General features: G+C 68.5%; 17 protein-coding genes. 4 read left to right on the top strand and 13 right to left on the bottom strand.

What is annotated here, in order from left to right; all coding sequences use genetic code 11:
• Window positions 1–11: 11 nt before the first annotated feature.
• The 4 genes from V9K99_RS18625 to V9K99_RS18610 form a co-directional block, all read right to left on the bottom strand.
• Window positions 12–926: a 1-phosphofructokinase family hexose kinase gene (locus V9K99_RS18625; RefSeq protein WP_337009063.1), complete on the bottom strand. Its 915-nt coding sequence runs from the start codon at window positions 924–926 to the stop codon at window positions 12–14.
• Window positions 914–2,044: an N-acetylglucosamine-6-phosphate deacetylase gene (nagA, locus tag V9K99_RS18620; RefSeq protein WP_337009061.1), complete on the bottom strand. Its 1,131-nt coding sequence runs from the start codon at window positions 2,042–2,044 to the stop codon at window positions 914–916. The genes V9K99_RS18625 and nagA overlap by 13 nt, the downstream gene beginning before the upstream one ends.
• The gene (locus tag V9K99_RS18615) at window positions 2,041–2,988 is read right to left on the bottom strand and encodes an ROK family protein (protein ID WP_337009059.1); all 948 of its coding nucleotides are present in this window, start codon (window positions 2,986–2,988) and stop codon (window positions 2,041–2,043) included. The genes nagA and V9K99_RS18615 overlap by 4 nt, the downstream gene beginning before the upstream one ends.
• A 145-nt stretch (window positions 2,989–3,133) precedes the next feature.
• Complete coding sequence (locus V9K99_RS18610; protein WP_337009056.1) at window positions 3,134–3,760, bottom strand: TetR/AcrR family transcriptional regulator; 627 nt, start codon at window positions 3,758–3,760, stop codon at window positions 3,134–3,136.
• Window positions 3,761–4,063: 303 nt separating this feature from the next.
• Between V9K99_RS18610 and V9K99_RS18605 the strand changes: the two genes are divergently transcribed.
• A complete protein-coding gene (locus tag V9K99_RS18605; protein WP_337009054.1) occupies window positions 4,064–4,801 on the top strand; it encodes a hypothetical protein in 738 nt (245 codons plus the stop codon).
• On the opposite strand, the gene V9K99_RS18600 is transcribed toward V9K99_RS18605, so the two are convergent.
• The 4 genes from V9K99_RS18600 to V9K99_RS18585 form a co-directional block, all read right to left on the bottom strand.
• Complete coding sequence (locus V9K99_RS18600) at window positions 4,798–5,409, bottom strand: CGNR zinc finger domain-containing protein (RefSeq protein ID WP_337009052.1); 612 nt, start codon at window positions 5,407–5,409, stop codon at window positions 4,798–4,800. The two genes, V9K99_RS18605 and V9K99_RS18600, sit on opposite strands and share 4 nt — an antisense overlap.
• 15 nt (window positions 5,410–5,424) lie before the next feature.
• Entirely contained in the window at window positions 5,425–6,420 is a 996-nt protein-coding gene (locus V9K99_RS18595) for an SPFH domain-containing protein (protein WP_337009050.1), read from the bottom strand.
• Entirely contained in the window at window positions 6,420–6,710 is a 291-nt protein-coding gene (locus V9K99_RS18590) for a hypothetical protein (RefSeq protein WP_337009048.1), read from the bottom strand. The genes V9K99_RS18595 and V9K99_RS18590 overlap by 1 nt, the downstream gene beginning before the upstream one ends.
• 276 nt (window positions 6,711–6,986) lie before the next feature.
• Window positions 6,987–7,697: a TetR/AcrR family transcriptional regulator gene (locus tag V9K99_RS18585; RefSeq protein ID WP_337009046.1), complete on the bottom strand. Its 711-nt coding sequence runs from the start codon at window positions 7,695–7,697 to the stop codon at window positions 6,987–6,989.
• A gap of 110 nt (window positions 7,698–7,807) precedes the next feature.
• On the opposite strand from V9K99_RS18585, the gene V9K99_RS18580 reads away from it, so the two are divergent.
• Entirely contained in the window at window positions 7,808–9,997 is a 2,190-nt protein-coding gene (locus V9K99_RS18580) for an MMPL family transporter (RefSeq protein WP_337009044.1), read from the top strand.
• On the opposite strand, the gene pdxH is transcribed toward V9K99_RS18580, so the two are convergent.
• From pdxH to V9K99_RS18565, 3 genes are read right to left on the bottom strand one after another with little or no spacing between them, the layout of a single operon-like run.
• The gene (gene pdxH, locus V9K99_RS18575) at window positions 9,937–10,572 is read right to left on the bottom strand and encodes a pyridoxamine 5'-phosphate oxidase (protein WP_337009042.1); all 636 of its coding nucleotides are present in this window, start codon (window positions 10,570–10,572) and stop codon (window positions 9,937–9,939) included. The genes V9K99_RS18580 and pdxH overlap by 61 nt on opposite strands.
• A 24-nt stretch (window positions 10,573–10,596) precedes the next feature.
• Window positions 10,597–12,606, bottom strand: a complete 2,010-nt coding sequence (locus V9K99_RS18570) for a hypothetical protein (RefSeq protein WP_337009040.1) — start codon at window positions 12,604–12,606, stop codon at window positions 10,597–10,599.
• Window positions 12,607–12,637: 31 nt separating this feature from the next.
• Window positions 12,638–13,360 carry a hypothetical protein gene (locus V9K99_RS18565; protein WP_337009038.1) on the bottom strand — a complete coding sequence of 241 codons (723 nt, stop codon included), beginning with the start codon at window positions 13,358–13,360 and terminating at the stop codon, window positions 12,638–12,640.
• A 216-nt stretch (window positions 13,361–13,576) separates the two neighbouring features.
• Here V9K99_RS18565 and V9K99_RS18560 point away from each other — a divergent pair, with 216 nt between their 5' ends.
• Entirely contained in the window at window positions 13,577–14,689 is a 1,113-nt protein-coding gene (locus tag V9K99_RS18560) for a citrate synthase 2 (protein WP_337009036.1), read from the top strand.
• Window positions 14,690–14,748: 59 nt separating this feature from the next.
• Here the strand turns inward: V9K99_RS18560 and V9K99_RS18555 are convergent, their stop codons facing one another.
• Window positions 14,749–15,684, bottom strand: coding sequence for a hypothetical protein (locus V9K99_RS18555; RefSeq protein ID WP_337009034.1), 936 nt, complete (start codon window positions 15,682–15,684; stop codon window positions 14,749–14,751).
• A gap of 116 nt (window positions 15,685–15,800) precedes the next feature.
• The gene (locus tag V9K99_RS18550; protein ID WP_337009032.1) at window positions 15,801–16,679 is read right to left on the bottom strand and encodes an AraC family transcriptional regulator; all 879 of its coding nucleotides are present in this window, start codon (window positions 16,677–16,679) and stop codon (window positions 15,801–15,803) included.
• Window positions 16,680–16,802: 123 nt separating this feature from the next.
• Between V9K99_RS18550 and V9K99_RS18545 the strand changes: the two genes are divergently transcribed.
• Window positions 16,803–17,666 carry a phytanoyl-CoA dioxygenase family protein gene (locus V9K99_RS18545; protein WP_337009029.1) on the top strand — a complete coding sequence of 288 codons (864 nt, stop codon included), beginning with the start codon at window positions 16,803–16,805 and terminating at the stop codon, window positions 17,664–17,666.
• Window positions 17,667–17,836 lie beyond the last annotated feature (170 nt).

Here is a 17,836-nt window from a genome sequence, read left to right as displayed (position 1 = left end):
GAAAACTCCTCCTAGTTGACGGCAACCTGAGGTTGCCAACGCCGGTACGCGCCCAGATCGATGTCCCCGGCAACCGGCGTGAGTACGGCAGCAGCGGATGCGGCGACGGCAGACTTCAGTACGACGGACCAGTCCGGCTGGGGCGACTCCGCGACGGCCGCGGCGACGACCGCCGTACACGCATCGCCCGCACCCGTTGGGTTCCCGGACACTTTCTCGACCGGCAGCGCCCGCCAGACATCTTTGTGGCTGGCGGCAACCATCCCGCGCGAACCGTCGGTGATCACGGCCGCGGTCGCACCGAGCTGAACCAGTTGCCGAGCGCCCTCTTCGACCGTCGTGTCGCCGAGCGCATCCCGCAACTCGGCCGCGTTCGACCGCACTACCGCACCGGCCTTCGCGGCCGCGGTCAACGCGTCACCACCGGCGTCGATCACCGTCAGTACGTCGTGATGCCGGGCCCGGACCGCGAGTTCGGCGTACGCGTCGGCCGGCAACCCCGGCGGCAGGCTGCCCGAGCATGCCAGCACCCCCAAACGCCCCCATGGCATCCGGTCGAGGAACGCTCGCCATTCGTCGGCGCTCACCGACGGACCGGCCTCGTTGAAGATCGTCGCGTCCCCGTCGACCCCGTTGACGATGGCCACGGTACGGCGGGTCTCGCCGGCGATCGGGGTGAGCAGCGCGGTCAACCCGGCGTCGAAGAGTTCCTCGGCGACGAGCTCACCGGTGACACCACCGACGAACCCGAGCACGAGCACCTGGTGACCGAGTGTCGACGCCACCCGCGCGACGTTCACGCCCTTGCCGCCGGCCCGCTGCCGGACCGCACCGACACGGTGACTGCCACCGACGACGAGCTCGTCGACCTCGTAGGTGACGTCCAGCGCGAGGTTGAGAGTGACGGTTCCGATCAGTCCAGCCACGACCCGGCCCGCATCACCTTCTGGACGGCGTACTCCGCGTCCAGGAGCACCAGGTCGGCCCGCTTACCGGTCTCGATCGCGCCGACGTCGTACCAGCCGAAGGTCTGCGCCGGCGTGGTCGACGCCATCCGGGACGCGTCGACCAGGGACACCCCGGCCTTGACCGCGTTCGCGTAGGCGACATCCATCGTCAGGGTGCTGCCGGCGATCGAATGCGTGCCGTGGGCCAGGGTCACCAGCCCGTCCTTCACGTCGACCTCGAGGTTGCCGAGCTTGTACCGGCCCTCCGGCATCCCGGTCGCCTCCATCGCGTCGGTGATCAGCGCAATCCGGTTCACGCCCGCGGCCGCCAGGGCGACCCGGACGACCTGCGGATCCACGTGCAGCCCGTCGTTGATCACCTCGAGCAGCAGCCGTTCGTCGTTGATCGCGGCACCGACCGGACCGGGGTCGCGGTGGTGGAACGGCCGCATCCCGTTGAACAGGTGCGTCGCCACCGTCGCCCCGGCGTCGGCGCCGGCGATCATCTGCTCGTACGTCGCGTCCGTGTGCCCGAGCGCGGCGACGGCACCGGCGTCGACCACCTGCCGGATCGCGTCCAGCCCGTGCTCGAGCTCCGGCGCGATCGTCACCATCCGGACGACATCACTCAGCACCTTCGCCACATCGTCCGCGACCGGGTCACGCAGCAGCGACGGCTCGTGCGCACCACACCGCGCCTCGGACAGGAACGGTCCTTCCAGGTGGACGCCCGCGATCACACCGTCGGCGACGAGATCCGCGAGACAGGCGGTCTGCGAGACCAGGTCGTCGAGCGGTGACGTGACCAGGCTGGCCAGCGTGGTCGTCGTACCGTGCTTGGCATGGAAGGCCGCGACCTTGCGCGCCTCTTCCGGGTCGGTGGTCGAGTACGTCGATCCGCCGCCGCCATGGGTGTGGATGTCGACGAAGCCCGGCACGACCGTGACGTCGCCGAGCTCCTCCGGCCGCTTGCCGTCGGCCGGCATCCCCTCGGACCGGCGGCCGAAGGCGAGGATGTCCTCGTCGACCACCTGGATCCAGGCGTTCTCCAGGACGTCGTCCGGCGTGACGAGCCGGCCCACCCGATAGGTCGTCATTCCGCCCCTTCACTCTCCTCCGTGATCCGGTCCCAGGCCATCAGCGCGGCGCCGAGGCAGCCCGCCTCCTCACCCAGGACGGCGGCGACGATCTCCGGCTCGCGCTGGAACGTCAGCCGCGCGTGGATGCCGTCGCGGAGCGGCTGCAGCAGCGTCTCGCCCGCTCCCACCAGTCCACCACCGATCGCGATCCGCGTCGGCGCGACCAGGGTGGTGTAGAGGACGAGTGCGTCGACCAGGACGGTCAGGGCGTCGTCCCAGACCTGAGCGGCGTCGGGGTCACCAGCCGCGAGCAGCTCGAGCACCTCGCGGGCGCCGTCCACGGTCCGCCCGGTGCGAGCGCCGTACCTCCGGGCCAGGGCCGCGGCGGAGGCGACGGTCTCCAGGCAGCCCCACTGACCGCAAGCACACTGCTCGGCGGCGTCGCCGTGGACGAAGCGGGTGTGGCCGAGTTCGCCGGCGTACCCGTCGCCGCTGACCAGTGAGCCGTCGACCACCATCGCGGCGGCGATCCCGGTGCCGAGCGGGAGGAACATCGAGTTCGTCGTGCCGACCAGGGCGCCATGGCGAAGCTCGGCGTACCCACCTGCCCGGACGTCGTGGGCGAGCACGACCGGTACGCCCTCGCCGACCGCGGCGGTCAGCTCGGCGAGCACAGGCGTACCGACCCAGGCCAGGTTCTCGGCGCTGACGGTGCCGGTCGCGGCATCGATGACGCCGGGGACGACCACGCCGATGGCACGCACCCGGTGGCCGTCAGCGGTCGCCTTCTGGCCGAGTTCGACGACGGTTTCCAGCAGGGCGTCGAGTACGGCGCGGCCCCCAGCGTCCCGGGGAGTAGGCCTGGTCTCGCGGTGCAGCACAGCACCGTCGGCGGCGACCAGGCCGCACTTCATCCGGGTTCCACCGAGATCGACGGCAACCACGACTTCACAGGGGTCCACGGAGCGCCATTATGCAGCGTTACCCGGCAGTCCGAACATCCGTGAGCAGTCTTTGGACAACACCGACCAGACCACCTGCGACGCTGGTTCAGTTGCGTCCGAAGATCCGCGGGCAGGGCGCCGCGGGTATTCGGCCGCCACCGGATCAGGAGCGCAGGCCCCGGTCGAACGCGGCCACCAGGAACGCGATCAGGTTCTCGGCCAGTTTGCCGGGATCCTCCTCGTCCCCCAGCCCTGGTGCCCTCGACAGCGCCTGCGACTGATGCAGGGCGAGCAGACCGAGCATGTTGACGTAGCCGAAGGCGACCGAATCCGGCGTCGCCTGTGGCAGTGCGGTCTGCAGCGCGGACAGGTACCGCGCCTCGATCGGATCGGACTCGGCCGCGTACAGCTCCCGGATCCGCTGGCTCGGATCGAACGCGATCCGGCCGATGAACCGTGCGACCACGGCACCGCGTTCACCACGGCGCAGTACCAGGTCCAGTCCGGGCTCGATGAACGCCCGGATCAGTTGTTCCGGCTCCGGCTGACCGGAGGCCTCCAACTGGTCCAGCCGGCGCCGGCGCTCGGCGTTGACCGGCGCCATGGCCCGCGCCACCGCGGCACGCAGCAGCGCTTCCTTCGAGCCGAAGTGATAGTTGACCGCCGCGATGTTCGCGGCTGCCGCGACCGTGATGGCCCGCAGCGATGTTCCTTCGTAACCCCCCTCGCCAAACCGTTGCTCAGCAACGTTGAGCAGCCTCTCCCGGGTCGACTCGACCGGCGTTTCCACAGAGTTCTCCTTCCCCCCGGCCACCGCTTGCTCAGGCACCCCACCTGCTCACTCGCCGTAGCCTGCAGTCAGCATAGTTCAAACGGTCGTTTGAACAGGAGTACTCAGCTCAGTTATCTCCGAGAATTCCTCAGATTTCTCTGAACCTCCTTCTTTCCCGCCGAGATCACTACTCACACCTCTGTTATTTGACTCGTTGCCCCGATCCCCCTGTCAGGTGCTCCGGGGCTGTCCGAGGCGCGGAAATGATCACTGTGTGTGGCAAAGCGAGGCACCGTACGTGAACGACTAGGGTCGAGGTCCATGAGTGATCGGGAAGCGGTGTGGATCGCCCGGCGATTCCAGGGACCGGAGCGATCCGGTAACGGTGGGTACGTCGCCGGCCTGCTGGGGACCGCCCTGGCCGGGGTGATCGACGACGGGCTGGTGCCGCAGGTGACCTTGCGGATGCCGCCGCCGCTGGAGCGGGAGCTGGAGCTCGTCGCCGACCCAAAGGGTGCGCGAGTGCTCGACGGTGAGTCCTTGGTCGCGAGCGCCGTACCGGTCGACTCCGGCTTCCTGGCTGATGCGACTGTCGATCCGGTGTTGCCGGAGGAGGCTCGCGCGGCCGAGGCGTCGTACCGCGGGCTGACGAACCACCCGTTCCCGACGTGCTTCGTGTGCGGGCCGGCCAACGAAGGCGGGCTGGGACTCAAGCCCGGTCCGCTGGGTGACGGACGTACGGCGTGCACCTGGAAGCCGGCCGCCGACCTCGCGTCCGGCGACGACGGACTGGTTGACGCAGTGTTCCTCTGGGCGGCGCTCGACTGCCCGGGTGGGTGGGCGATCGACCTGGAGGGACGGCCATCGGTGCTCGGCCAGCTCACGGCCTGCATCGACGCGCGACCACAGGTCGGTGAGGCCTGCGTGGCGCTCGGCCGCTACCTCGGTGAGGACGGCCGGAAGACGTTCACCGCCAGCACCCTGTACGACGCCGACGGCCGGGTGCTCGCCCGCGCCCGGCACACGTGGATCACCGTCGATCCGGCCTTGTTCAACTAACGCGTGCGGGCGGCGTGGGCCCGGACCTTCGCGCGGTTGCCGCAGGTCGCCATCGAGCACCAACGGCGGCGGCCGCGCTGATCGAGAAACAGCCAGCCGCACGACTCCCCCGGGCAGATCCGGACGTGTGCGCGTGACGGCCCGGTCAGCAGCTCACCCGCGAGCAGCGCGACCTGGTCGAGCGGCTGAGCCAGGTCCTCCGGCAGCTCCCAGGACGCGCCGTCGTCCGTCCGCACGAGCTGCCGCCGCCCGGATGCCTTCTCGATCACCCGGGCGGCCGCCTCGAACGATCCACCGGTCGCTTGGCCGGTCAGGACGTCGTACAGGTCGGCTCTGAACTCCAGTGCCGTGTGCAGCCGGCGGGCCGCCTCGGTGGGCTTGCCGCTGGCCTGCTCGATCAGGCGGAACACGGTCGCCGGCGGCAACAGGCCGACGTACGAGTTCCAGATCAGGAAGGCCTCGTACGACGTCAGCCACTCGGTCCGGGCCGGGCCGGGGGTGGTCCAGTCGGACCGGGTGTTGACGAAGTCGAGCACCGGGTCCGCGCCGACCGGCTTGGGCAGGACGACACCCTGCACAAGCTCGAGGTGAGACGGCAGCGCGGACACAGATGCTCTTCTCGTTCAGCGGTTCGGCTGGGCCTGCTGGCTGGGCTGGTTCGGCTGGGTGGTCTGGGCGGTGGTCGGCACCGGGATGCTGACGTTGCCGTTCTGCGGGATCACCATGAACTGGATCTTGCCCGACTCGATCGCCGTCTTCAGCAGGTAGCCCTGCGCCCCGAGCATCGCCACCTGCTGCTTGACCGACTGCAGCTCGACGTTGACCTGCTGGTTCTTCTGCTCCTGCGTGGCCTTGGCCAGCTCGGCCCGCTGCTTGGCCTCGAGGCCGTCGATGATGCCCTTGTCCAGCGGCGTCGGCTTCTGGATGGTGAACGACAGCTCGCCACACGCGTTGTTCCCGGTGTACGACGGGCCGCAGAAGTAGTCACCGCCGACGGCGGCCGGCAGCAGCCGGGTGAACTCCTTGGCCGCGGCGGTCTGGAACTCGGACTTCTTCTTCTCGTTGTTGTAGAGCTCGGCCCAGTTGTAGTTGGTCGCGACGGCGGACAGCGCCCGGTCGATCTGCGGCCGGAAGTAGCTCTGCAACATGTCGCTCCAGCCGGTCTCCTCGTACGCGTCGGTCTTCAGGCCGATCCGCTCGTGGAACGACTTCAGCGTCTCCTCGGTCCGGTTCAGGGTGAAGTAGACCTGCACGCGGACGCCGAGCCGGACGTTGTCCTTGCTGACCACGGTGACCTCGTCGGCGTTGCCGCTGTCCGCGCCCTCGCCGCCGATGATGTACGAGCGCTGGTCGATCGGGTAGGCGTAGACCGTGTCACCCGGGCCGATCAGCTTGTTCGTCGAGCCCGGCGGGATGATCGACTTGAAGGTCTTGTCCTCGACCACACCGCCGCCGTAGTGCAGACCGATCTTGTTCGCGTCGGTGTCGGCGAAGTTGAAGATGTTGAACAGCACGATGAGGGCGATCACGCCCGCCACGATGCCGCCGATCACCTTCGCCTTGACGCCACCGCTCCCCTTGACCTTCACCGCCGCGGCAGCGTTCCCCAGCTTTGCCATCAGTCGTCGAGCTCCTTGCGTTCTACCAGTCGCCGTACGTCGGCGAGGGTCAGGTCTGCGGTGAGCGCTACATCGCGCGGCACCGACGGATGCGAGCTGAGCGTACGCAAGCCCTGCTCGGCAGCCGCGACCGCCCGTTCCAGCGCCCTGGCCTCGTGCAGCAGCGCCCTGTTCTCGGCGTGCAGCTCGGCCAGCGCCCGCTCAGCCTGGGCGGCCCGGCGGTACGACGCCCACGCGAACCAGGCGGTTCCGACCAGCAGGACGATGAACACCGGGAGTCCGAATCTCATGGCGTCTATGGGATCACGGCTTCGGTCGAAAAACGGTTGAACGGGGGACCAATGGCGGCGTAGGTTCGCAGTACACGCGAAGGGAGGTGGTCCAACGCATGAATTGCTATCGGACTCGTGAGGTGGCGGCGGGTTGACCGCCAACCACTAGTTAGTGGGACAAGTGGTCGGCCAATCCAACGCCGCCACCGGGCCCGCGGGCAGTCAGGTCAGTCCGCCTGACCCAGAGTTCGGCCACCCGGTCGTCCGCCTGGAAGCGTCCGCGGGCTTCTTCATTCACTCAGGTACCGGGCAGTCCAGGCCCAACGCTTCGCCGATCTCGAACAGCTGCGCCTCGAAGTAGGCGCCGGCGTCCTCGAGCGCCCAGTGCAGTTGGCCGAACACCTCCATGCAGATCAGGCCGTACAACCTGGTCCAGTAGTTCAGCGCCAGGTAGATCGCACCAGGCGGCATCCCGTCGAAGTACTCCGACTTCCGGGCCAGCTGAGCCACCAGCACCGGGCCGAGGTCGTCCTCGGACGGGTGCGGGAACGGCTTCTGGTGCCAGACCTGGGCGACCAGCGCCTTGAACACCGCCGCGAACCGCATCGCCGCCTGATGGCCGGGCAGGTCCTCGTGCCCGTCCGCGTCCGGGTCCGGGATCGGCGTACCGAACAACAGGCTGAACTCGGCCGGATGCGCCAGCGCCCAGTCGCGGAGGCCGTTCGCGAGCAGGTACAGCCGCGCACCCAGATCCGGGTCGGCGTCGTTGTCCTGCAACGCGAGTAGCGCCGCGGTCAATTCGTCGTACAGGTCCACGATCAGGGCGCCGATGAGCGCCTCGTGGCTGGGGAAGTACCGGTACAGCGCGGGCGGGGTGAGGCCGAGTTCGCGGGCGACCGCGCGCAGGCCGACCGCGGCCACGCCACCGCCGACCAGCAGCCGCCGAGCGGCCGACTTGATCTCGGCCAGCGTCGCGGCCCGCCTGTCCCGTCGGCTCGGTTCCACAGTTCTCCCTTGACATGCGTGCGTACCCGGTGTCTAGAGTTAACACCGTTAACAGTTAACGCTGTTCACTCTGCGGCATCCGCTCAAATCTACGCCCTGGGGAGAGTTTCGTGTTCGAGACGCTCGGCCGTTTCACGTACCGGCGCCGCCGCCTGGTGCTCGCCCTGACCGGAGTCTTCGTCGCCGTCGGCCTCGCGTGGGGAACCGGTGTGTTCGGCTCGCTGGCCAACGGCGGCTTCGACGCACCGAACACCGAGGCGGCCAGCGCGGTCGCAACGATCGAGAAGACCGTCGGCCGGACCGGGACGGACGTCATCGTGCTGTACCGCTCGTCGGACACGGTCGCCGATCCGGCCTTCCGGCAGTCCGTGGAGAGCCATTTGTCCGGGCTGCCGCGGGCGGATGTGACCGGCACGCAGACGTACTGGAGCACCCGCTCCCCCGCGTTCGTGTCCAAGGATCAGCACAGCACGTACGCCGTACTGACGCTGGCCGGCGCGGATCCGGAAGCACGGCTGGAGACGTTCCACAAGATCGCCGATCAGTTGCGTGCGGCACCGGCCGGGCTGGACGTGAAGGTCGGCGGCGAGGTCGCGGTCTTCGACGAGGTGAACACCCAGACCGAGCACGACATCGTGCGGGCGGAGACCATCTCGATGCCGATCGTGCTGGTGCTCCTGGTGGTGGTGTTCGGCGGCCTGGTCGCGGCCAGTCTGCCGCTGTTCGTCGGCGCGCTGGCGATCCTGGGCGCGTTCGTGCTGCTCAGAGGCTTGTCCGCGGTGACCGACGTGTCGATCTTCTCGATCAACATCGTCACCATGATCGGACTCGGGCTGGCGATCGACTACGCGCTGTTCATCGTCACCCGGTTCCGCGAAGAGCTTGCCAAGGGCAATGACGTGGAGACGGCGCTGGCGGCGACGATGTCGACGGCCGGCCGGACGGTCGCGTTCTCCGGGATCACCGTGGGCGTCGCGATCAGCAGTCTGGTGCTGTTCCCGGTCATGTTCCTGCGCTCGATGGCGTACGGCGGCGCCGCGGCGGTGGCGGTCGCGATGGTGGCGGCGTTGACGGCGCTGCCCGCGTTGCTCGCCGTACTGGGGCACCGGGTGAACAATCTGCGGCTACCTTTTGGGCGAGGGCGCAAGGCTGGAGCCGTGGAGCACGGCGCCTGGTATCGGCTGGCGCACAGCGTGATGAAGCGGCCGGTGCGGTATGTGGTCGTGCTGATTCCGCTGCTGCTGGTGCTGGGGATTCCTTTCCTGCAAGCGCAGTTGGGTGGGGTGGATCACCGGGCGTTGCCTTCGGGTGCGACATCCCGGACGGTGACGGAGACCCTGCAGCGGGACTTCGCCGGTGCCGGAGGTTCGGACATCTTCGTGGCGGTGCGGTTCAACTCGCCACCCGCCGATCCGTCTGCGGCATTGGCTGGGTATGTGGGCACCTTGGGGCAGATTGACGATGTGGATGGCGTGCGGCTCGGCGGCTACAAGGACGGTGTCGCCTCGGTCGTCGTGCGCACGCACTTCACCGGGCAGGAGTTGCCCGCGCGTGACGTCGTACACGATGTGCGGGCAGTGGCTCCGCCGGACGGGACTTCCGTCGAGGTCGGTGGGGAGACAGCGTCCGTGATCGATCTGCTCGACGTCCTGGCCGAGCGGGCGCCGTGGATGGCCGGGTTCATCGTGCTGGTCACGTTCGTCCTGCTGTTCGTTGCCTTCGGCTCCTTCGTGCTGCCGGCCAAGGCGCTGCTGATGAACGTGCTGTCGCTGTCGGCCGCGTTCGGGGCGATGGTGTGGATCTTCCAGGACGGCAACCTGTCCGGGCTGCTCGACTTCACCCCGGCCGGGTTCCTCGACGCGACCAACCCGGTGCTGCTGTTCGCCGTACTGTTCGGGCTGTCGATGGACTACGAGGTGTTCCTGCTGAGCCGGATCCGGGAGGAGTACGACCGGACCGGGGACAACACGCAGGCGGTCGCGCTCGGGCTGCAGCGGACCGGCGGGATCATCACCAGCGCGGCGTTGCTGCTGATCATCGTGGTGGCCGCGTTCTCCACCTCGGGCATCGTGTTCGTGAAGATGATCGGGGTCGGGCTGGTGATCGCGATCGCGCTGGACGCGACGATCGTGCGGGCGTTGCTGGTGCCGGCGACGATGCGGCTGCTCGGCCGGGTGAACTGGTGGGCGCCGAAACCGCTGGTGCGGTGGTGGGAGCGGCATGGGTTCCGCGAGGAGCCTCAGGGTTGGAGCCGGACCAGCTCCCAGGATTCACCTTCGCCGGAGCTGGTTCGGCGGTAGGCCAGGCGGTCGTGGAGGCGACCGACGCGGCCCTGCCAGAACTCGAACGCGTGCGGTTGAACGAGGTAGCCGCCCCAGAAGTACGGCGTGGCGATCTCGGTGCCCTCCGGCCATTGGCGCTCGTACGACGCGTACTGCAGGTCGAGCTCCTCGCGCGACTCGACCGGCTGGCTCTGCTGCGAGGCCCAGGCGCCGAGTTGTGACTCGCGCGGACGGCTGGCGAAGTACGCGTCGACCTCGTCGGTGGGGAGCTTGCTCACGATGCCTTCGACGCGGACCTGCCGCTCCATCGCGTGCCACGGGAAGACGAGCGCGCAGTGCGGGTTCGCGGCGAGGTCGTCGGCTTTGCGGGACTGCTGGTTGGTGTAGAAGACGAAGCCTCGGGCGTCCAGGCCTTTGAGGAGTACCGTCCGCGCGGACGGGCGGCCGTCGGTGTCGGCGGTGGCGAGCACCATCGCGTTCGGCTCCGGCAGGCCGGCTTCGGTCGCCTGCTTCAGCCAGATGCCGAACTGGACGATCGGGTCCTTGTCGACCTGGGTCTCGAGCAGCTCGCCGAGCCCATAGATACGTCGCATCTCCGCAAGATCCACGCTCCGAGCCTACTGACTCAGACTCCTCCAAGACCGACCGAGGCGGGTCCGACGGAACGCCTTCCACAGGCGATTGCCCGCCAACCACCGAACAACCGGCCACCGAACAACCCGCCGTACCTTCTTCGACTCGGCCCTTCGCCCTGTCGCGTCGCCCGCCGCCTTCAACCCACCCGCCTCGTGCCCCTCCGCCGCGGCCGCTGGTGCGCCCGCCTTGGGCACACCTGCTTCGCTCCCTCCTCCCGCCACTCGAGTGGCTTGCGGGAGGTGGTGATTGACCTCGGCGAGGTGCTGGTCGAACGTCGCCCGCCAGAGTGCCTGGTTGAGGGTGGCCTCGGCGGCGGCTGAACTGGCGCCGGCGGCGGAGGCTGCCCAGAGGGTTTGGAGTGCCTGCGGGTCGAAGCCGTGAATGCCTTGGAGCAGTTCCCGGATCAGGTCGCGGTCGGGGGCGTCGGCGAGGCAGCGGATCCGGGTCGGGGTACTGCGTGGAGCCGGCCGGGGCGGTGTGAAGAACGGGATGTCGGCCCACTCCGGGATCAGCCGGCGGACAAGCTCACGGTGGAGGGTGTTGCCGACACGCTGCGCAGGGCTGAGCGCGAACGCGGCCCGGACGAACGAAGGGATCAGCAGCGGCGACACGACCCCACCGCGCTCCCCCGTCGTACCCCAGCGGCGGAGCCGTTCGACGACGTAGAAGTAATCGAGCATGGTCGCGTCCTCGATCCCGCCGTGCACCGCAGTCCGCAGGACGCGATCGATCTGCTCCGCGACCGCGGCACGCGCCGGCCCGGCCGGACCCGCGGTCGGCGTCAACCTGGCCTGCAGACGGCTGCCGAACGCATTCAGCTTGTCGTGCAAGGGAAGCGCGTCGAGCTGCAGTACGTCGGCCGGATAGAAGTGGCCGTGGGCAACCTCTCCACCGGCGCCACCGATAGCCAGGTGGACAACGTTCGCGAGCGTGGCCGGCGGGGCGTGGAAGAGGTAGCTGGCCGGGCGAAGCCCTTCCGCGTACCTGTGCCAGCGAAGCGCACGATCGACGAGCGGGGGCGGTGTGACCGGCTGTGGATTCGCCGCGGGCCTGGTCGGCTGCGCTGGTGACTTACGACCGGTGGTGGCGTGTTCGACCTCGAAGGGCAGGGCCTCGACGAGTGACTCAGCCACCTCCAGCTCACCCGGCACAGCGTCGTAGCTGTTGAGCTTCAGATCCACACCGGCTTTGAGGAACGCAGCCGCCACCACTCTGGAGTCACGACCACCACTGAGGTCGACAGTAGGCCTGCCAGGCCACAAGCGGGCCACCGACTTGGCGACATCCTGCAGTGCCTCGGCAGTCTCCTCCACAGTGTCCGAACTATCGGTCGACCAGACACTGGTGGTCTCGATGCGACTGACCGTCTGCCTCCTGTGACTGCCGTCGGCAACGATGTGTGTAGCCCCGGGTACGGCAAGCACACCGTCGTACGGCGTGCTGTCGTCCATGAACCACCCGCACGCCGCGGCAAAGCTCCAGCCCCGTGGAGCCGCCGCGGCTGCCACCCCCGCGAACAGCAACGCCGCGACCGGTCGATTGCTCCACACCCAGCCATCGGCCAGCCGCAACTGGAAGAGCCTGCCGACCCCGATGGAGTCGGTGAAGAGGTCTAAACGCTCCTGTTGCGGCTCGAGCACCACCATCGTGAACGGTGGCGCCAACTCCAGGAAGCTGACCGGAGTACGTCGTACCGCGTGTGCCAACCGACCAGGAGCGTCGTACGGCGGGACATCGCCGATGACACGCTGGTAGCCGAGGGCTGCGTGGAGACTGGCCACCCGCAGTTCACCGGTGTCGTGCCAGGACGGCCAGACGCAACTGGTGTCGTCCCTGTCCCAGACGTGCAGCCCGACCGTGGTGCCGTCGTAGCCCTTGTGCTTGGCCTTCTGGTCCCACAGGCGGCCGTAGTACGCCTCGACGCGCGCCGTACCCGCGGCAGCTCTTGCCACGCCGTCACGGTGGAAGGCGTAGGCGACCAGTGTCTCCATGCAGAGCCAGATGCAGGCCCTGCGGGGAAAGTTATCGCGGCGGCTGCTGCTGACCCGGGTGTTGCTGAGGGTAGTCCTGTTGTTGCTGTTGGCCCGGATACCCGCCCGGCTGCTGGCCGGGGTGGCTCTGCTGCTGCCCCGGGTACCCGCCGTACTGCGGCTGCTGCGGCTGCTGCGGCTGCTGGCCGGGGTGCGGCTGCTGACCGTGCTGAGGCTGCTGGCCCGGGTAGCCGCCCCACTGCTGCGGCTGCTGACCTGCCTGCGCCGGGAAGGTCGGACGATACGCCCTGTCCTGCGCCTGCCCCTGGGCAGACAGCAACCGATAGACCTTCGCATCCGAGGCCCAGCGCCGTGCACCGACGAGGAGCAGGATGATCCCGAGCAGGACGAAGGATCCGTCGAAGAGCATGTAGGACGGTGGCAGCCGGTTTCCAGGCACCGAGAAGACCTTGCTCAGGTCGAACACCTGCCGCAGCGGCGCGAGCAGGAAGACGAGTCCGACGATCGTCAGCAGTGCGCCAGTACCGGTCATGACGCCGGCACCGATCGCCGGGATCATCATCAGGACACCGAGCACAAGGGCAACGACCAGCAGCAGAGCGACCCACGGCACGCTCCGGCCGAGGCTGCCGTCGAGCGCGACGGTGCGCCCCATGGCGAGCTTGGTCGTGGCGTACGAGGCGCCGACGATACCGATGTATCCGACGATGACCCCAAGAACGAGTCCGAGGCCAGGAATGGGCTTGGCGGGCATGCCGAGAGACTAGACCTCCAACCGGTCAGCCACCCGCTCTTCCATCCTCGCATCTCGCCAGCCGGTCACAAGACGCTTTGGCCGACCGGGGGCGACGTGCCGAGCGCGTCACAGATCTGTCCGGGGGTCGGCGGGGAGAACTATGCTGCCTGGGCGCCTAGCAGTGCGCCCGCCACTGGTGGGCTGGTGTGCTGACGACGAGGACGAGGGAGTCGCATGTCAGATCCGAGGACCGAGGTGCAGCACGGCCTGGAAGGCGTGGTCGCCTTCGACACGCAGATCGCCGAGCCGGACAAGGAAGGTTCGGCGCTGCGCTATCGCGGCGTGGACATCGAGGACCTGGTCGGCCGGGTCCCGTTCGAGAACGTCTGGGGCCTCCTGGTCGACGGTGCCTTCACTCCCGGTCTGCCGCCGGCCGAGCCGTTCCCACTGCCGGTCCACACCGGTGACGTGCGGGTCGACGTACAGTCCGCACTGGCGATGCTCGCACCCGCCTGGGGTCTGCGACCGCTCTACGACGTCGACGACGTACAGGCTCGTGAGGACCTCTCCCGCGCCGCGGTGATGGCGCTTTCGTACGTCGCCCAGGCCGCTCGTGGCATAGGGCAACCGATGGTGCCGCAACGCGAGGTGGACAAGGCGAAGACGATCACCGAGCGGTTCATGATCCGCTGGCGCGGCGAGCCCGACCCGAAGCACGTGAAGGCTGTCGACGCGTACTGGACCTCCGCAGCCGAGCACGGCATGAACGCGTCCACGTTCACCGCCCGCGTGATCGCCTCCACCGGCGCCGACGTCGCCGCAGCACTGTCCGGTGCGGTCGGCGCCATGTCCGGCCCGCTGCACGGCGGAGCGCCCGCACGTGTCCTGACGATGATCGAGGGCGTCGAACGCAGTGGTGACGCCCGTGCCTACGTCAAAGGTCTACTGGACGCGGGCGAGCGGCTGATGGGCTTCGGACACCGCGTCTACCGGGCGGAAGACCCACGCGCCCGCGTGCTTCGTCGTACGGCGCGTGAACTCGCCGCACCGCGTTACGAGGTAGCGGAAGCACTGGAGCAAGCCGCACTCACCGAACTGCGCGAGCGCCGCCCGGACCGGGTGCTGGAGACGAACGTGGAGTTCTGGGCAGCGATCGTGCTGGACTTCGCCGAGGTCCCGCCGCCGATGTTCACCTCCATGTTCACCTGTGCCCGGACGGCAGGGTGGAGCGCGCACGTGCTGGAGCAGAAGCGCACCGGCCGGCTGATCCGCCCGTCCGCGATCTACTCGGGACCCGGCACCCGCGCCGCCACCTCGATCGAAGGCTGGAACCCGGCCTGGGCCTGACCTGCCCGCTCGGCTGGTGCGGAACCATCCGACTGTTCCGCACCAGCCGGCTCCGGCCCCTACGCGGGCCTGACGTAGCCGAGCATGATGCCCATGACGTCGCTCGCGGCGTGGGTGCTGTTGTACTCACTGTGCAGCCGCAGGATGTCGCCGTACGCGATCGTCGCGAGCGGATTACCCGTGCACGTCGACATCTCCAGCACGCTGTGCACGTCGTTCGGGTCCAAGGTCGAGAGCGACCGGCAGATGGACGCCCCGCCGCGGCTCTGGTTGGTCACCTCCACCGCGATGCCGTGTCCGTGGACGTGCCCGAGCATCGCAATCACCTTGCCTGGCAGCGTGACACGCCAGTCGCGATGGGTGTCGGAGTAGCCGGCCGGGATCGGGTACTCCGAGTCACCGCACTGGTCGATGTCCAACCAGAGCGGCTTCAGGCGCTGCACCGACTCCCAGGAGGGTCGGTAGGTCACGGTGAGCTGGACATAGACCGTCTTCGCCGTGGTGCTGTGGTTCATCAGATCCACGAGCAGATTCCACGAGTCGTACCAGCGCACGCGGTACCCGTATCCGGCCGGGAACCCGATCGCGGTCCGCTCGTTGCCGGACGCGAAGAACCTCTCCCCGGCCAGTCCGAGCCAGGTGCCCGAACACGTCGCATCGGATTGGAACTGGCTCGACCAGACGGCGTGATGCAGCATCGGCCCGGTGGCCAGCGTCGCCTTGCTGCCGTCGGCATAGACCAGATCCGGCCGGAACGACGTGATGTAGCAGTCCGTGCACACCTTCTGGACGAAGAGCAGCAAGCGATTGTGGATCATCTCGGGGTCGGTCGCCGTACCACCAGGGATGTTGAAGGGACCGTATCGGACGGTCTTGGTGTACGTCGCGTTCGCCTCGCCGGGCGCCGCTTGTGCTGCCTGTGCCGGCGCCACCACGCCGAGCGTTGCGAGCAGCACTGCGGAGACGAGTCCAGCGGCAACGACCCATCGCTTCATGACGACTCCTCACTCGAAAGGCCGTCGGTGCGGGAACCCCCAGGAGCATCGACTCCGCCCTCGGTACCCCGCGCAGGGCCGTGGAATCGCCTGCCTGGGCTGGAGAATCGCGCCGATCAGAGCCGGGTCGTGCGAGGTGACTGTCCGGTGCGTTGCTTGTACTGGCGGCTGAAGTACGCGACGTCGGTGTAGCCCAGAGCGGCCGCGATCTGGGTGACGGTCATGCCGGTCTCGGTGAGCAACTGGTGGGCGCGGTCGACCCGTGCCTGGATCACGTACTGCGCCGGTGACATACCGAGCCGTGCCACGAACCGCCGGGTGAACTGGGCTCGGGACAGCGTCGCCTGCGCAGCCAGCTCGGCGACGCCCCACTCCCGCCCTGGATCCTGCCGGATCAGCCGCGCGACGTCGTCGACGGCACTGTCGGTCGCACTGCGGCCAGGATTGTGTACGGCGTCCCAGATCAGACCGAGCAGATGCTCCAGGCAGAGCTCGGCCTGCCGGAGGCCGAGTGGATCTCCTTTGCGATACGACACATCGCTGGCGCGGGCCAGAACGCCGAGAGTCTCTCGATCCATCACCTCGCCCCAGCGGGGTTCCGGCACTATGCCAGTTCCCTCGCCATCACCGCCCTCGATGCCTTCGACCTCGGATCCTTCGACGTCGGATCTTTCGACGTCGGATCTTTCGACGCCTGATCCTTCGACGCTTGCTCCTTTGACGTCGAAATGCATGCCGAAGACCAGCAACCGCCGCTTCGGATCATGGCCTGCCGTCGGCGCGTCCCCTGGCGCGAAGACCGCACAAACGCCCGGATGCAACTCCTGCTCGGCCCCGTCCAGCTCCAACCTGCCGCGCCCGTCCAACACGCACCACAACAGGTGATCCGGCAACGGCCGGGACACCCAGGACCAGCTCGCTTCGCAGCGCCAGAAGGTGGGCGCGGACAGCAGCCGCAGGGTCAACGGTCGGCCAGTGGCCAGAGGATGCGTCAATAGTGCAAGTCCTTGCGTGAATCGTCTGTAGTTCTGGCTCGCCACGGATCGGAGAATTGCTGTGTCAGGAACAAGAGTAGGCGCTTCCAGACACTGGAGCCGAATCTACTGCGGGAGTTGTGGATGAGCGTTTCGTACAAGGTCGAGGAGCGGCAGGCCGCGGCGTACAAGGAAGAGTTCGACAGCAGCGGGTACACGCTGGTGCGCGGGCTGTTCGGCGCGGACGAGGTCGATCGGCTGCGGGACCACTACATGGAACTGCGGCAGCGTGGAGCGGACCCACACGATTTCGCCGGCCTCAAGACCGACAGCCGAGATCCCCTGCGCCGGTACCCGCGGATGGCGCAGATGCACCGCTGGGACGACGTCTCGCTGCGCTGGCTGATCGACGCGCGCATCGACGAGGTGATGATCGCGCTGCTCGGCAGGTCGCCGTACGCGGTCCAAACGATGCTGTACTTCAAGCCGCCCGGCTCCCGCGGGCAGGCGCTGCACCAGGACAACTTCTACCTGAAGGCCGAGCCGGGGACCTGCATCGCCGCCTGGATGGCGCTCGACCGCGTCGACCAGGCGAACGGCTGCCTGGAAGTCGTCCCCGGCAGTCACCGCTGGCCGATCCTGTGCACCGAGAAGGCGGACACCAAGGTCAGCTTCACCGACGTGACCGTCCCGCTGCCGGAGCCGGATGCCGCCGTACCGATCGAGATGGAACCCGGGGACGTGCTGTTCTTCCACGGCGCTCTCGTCCACGGCAGTGCGCCGAACGTGACCACCGACCGGTTCCGCCGGGCGCTGATCGGCCACTACATCGAGGGCGAGGCGGAGCGGGTCGCCCAGTACTACCACCCAGCCCTGCGGATGGACGGCAGCCCGCTGGAGCTGGAGGTCGCCGAGGGCGGCGGCGCCTGCGGCGAATGGACCGACACCCCGGACGGCCCGGTCGCCCTGCTGACCGGCACCCAAACCATCACCCGCAAACACGAGTAGCCACCTGAAGCGCGCCGTGGGGGGGGCCCCCCCCCCCCCCCCCCCCCGCGGGGGGGGGGGGGGGGGGGGGGGGGGGGGGGGGGGGGGGGGGCCCAGGGTCCAGTCGTTGAAGTGTTGGTCGAAGCGATACCAGAGGCCGTCGGTGCCTAGGCGGAGTTGGGTTTTGCCGG

This window comes from Kribbella sp. CCNWLW201 (genome assembly GCF_037203805.1).
Taxonomy (GTDB): Bacteria; Actinomycetota; Actinomycetes; order Propionibacteriales; family Kribbellaceae; genus Kribbella.
This window is presented reverse-complemented; position numbering and strand designations above follow the sequence as displayed.